Annotated in this window: 2 protein-coding genes; both read right to left on the bottom strand. The window is 36.7% G+C overall.

The window, feature by feature from the left end; genetic code table 11:
- A partial coding sequence (locus A9479_RS19820) for an IS3 family transposase (protein ID WP_082918360.1) occupies nucleotides 1-729 on the bottom strand: 729 nt, incomplete at its 3' end.
- A gap of 750 nt (nucleotides 730-1,479) precedes the next feature.
- The gene (locus A9479_RS19400) at nucleotides 1,480-1,923 is read right to left on the bottom strand and encodes a serine hydrolase (protein ID WP_064664324.1); all 444 of its coding nucleotides are present in this window, start codon (nucleotides 1,921-1,923) and stop codon (nucleotides 1,480-1,482) included.
- Nucleotides 1,924-1,978 lie beyond the last annotated feature (55 nt).

Genomic DNA, 1,978 nt, shown 5'->3' on the forward strand with positions numbered 1-1,978 from the left:
AGCCAGATACATCCAACCTTCGCCAGTTCTTAGATAAGTCACATCACCAGCCCACACCTGATTTGGCGCAACAGGATTAAAGTTCTGATTCAAAAGATTATCAGCAACGGCATCACTGTGTTTACGCTTGGTTGTTACCTTGTATGCCACTCGTTGAGTAACGACTAAACCAAGTGTTGCCATTAATTTCTGAACGCCATAATCACTGACGCTAAAGCCCTCACTGCGTAACTTCTTTCTAAGCTCTCGGTAGCCTAAGCTATTTCTGCTTTTCTTGAAGAAATACTTGGCCTTTCGATATAAATTAAGCTGCTCTACAGTAATTACTTTTGCTGGCCGCTTAAGCCAAGCATAATAAGCACTGCGGCTTACTTTCATCACTTTGCAGAGCTTAACCACAGGAAACACCGAGGATAACTGCTTAATCGTTTTAAACGTTACTTGGTTTCCTTTAGCAGGAGGGCGCTGGCCTTTTTTAAAATTTCCTTTTCCATCCTTACTTAGCTCTTTATTTTCCTTGCGAATTCTTAACAGCTCAGACCGCTCATCAGCATTCAAACTGGCACCAGATTGTTCTGCTTCAACTTTAGCTTTCCAGTTATAAAGTAATTTATCTGTGATACCTAAAGACGCTGCTGCCTTAGGTACGCTGTAACCTTGCTCGGTTACCAATGCCACAGCTTCTTGTTTAAATTCTGCTGTGTAACTTCTGTTTGTTCGTTTTGTCATTTAACACCTCAATAATTGGATTATATTCCATTATTAAAGTGTCCTGTTTGATTAAAGCAGATCACTCACATTTGCAACCAAAAAATTAGACTTGGGCTTATAAAAAGTAATAACATCCCCACACTTAATAAATTACCTTTAGAAAGGTTAAAATCATCAAGGATTTTATGCCATTTATATTTAAATAAGTATCTACCAACAAAAATATCTAAGCAAAGCATCAACAGCAGCCAAATTAAACCCAATTGTAAGCATTGTAAAAAGCCTGAGGGCTCAATCCATAGTAGAGCATACCAATTAATAGCGTAGATAAGTGTAAGACCAGTGAATAAGCTTATTATTTTGGCGTTTCGTTGGCCATATAAGCGGTGCAAAACTCGCACTCTAATGTTGCCATTTACCACCTCCGCGAAAGCAAGTAACAAGCCCACAACAAGCGCTTTTATTAACATAATAATTCTCTTAAATAGAAAAAACAAACATCTAGGCTTTCATTGAAAACAATTAATATTAACGCATAATTACAAGAATATTAGTGCGTTTTCATTAATAACTTTTTGTATGCATTATTGTATGCACTTTTAATAGGATGAGTGTATTTATAAAAATAATAATGAAGTCATTGTATGTAAAAGGTTACTAACCTTGGCTAATATTATCTGCATTATAGCTAAATCGACACACTGAGGAATATTCAGTTCCCCACTTTTTATCAGCTATAGTAGTTAAAGATATTAAAATAAAAATTCATCACGTCTCTTTACCTAGCTCTATCAAAGGGTTTGGGTTATTACGTTCCAAAGCAAAATCTGACAGGGCTGACTCTAGCAACAATATTGCATCAGAACCATCATCCAAACGTGCAGTATCAGTATTGATTTGGATGGCAATTGTAAAACCGTAATTATTATAATATTTGAGGCTTGATGTATAACCAGGGATCCAGCCTCGGTGCCCATATATTTTACCTAAAACTTTGTCTTGATATATGACAACTCCGAGGCCATATTCCAGATTTTTTTGTGATGGAATTGATGTACCGTCAACTAATTTATTAAGGTATTTTTCTTTTAAAAGCTTTCCGTTAAAAAGAATACTTCCCCATAAAGCTAAATCTAGTGATGTAGAAGCATAGCCTCCACCCGTCCACTCAACGGCAGGGTTCCATAATAATATGAATCGCCCCGAGTTCATCGGAGACCAGTTTGTTTAAGTCAGGCCACTTTACCTGACTCGTTTAAATTATCAT

It is taken from the genome of Pseudoalteromonas sp. MQS005 (assembly GCF_001661605.1).
Taxonomy (GTDB): domain Bacteria; phylum Pseudomonadota; class Gammaproteobacteria; order Enterobacterales; family Alteromonadaceae; genus Pseudoalteromonas; species Pseudoalteromonas tetraodonis.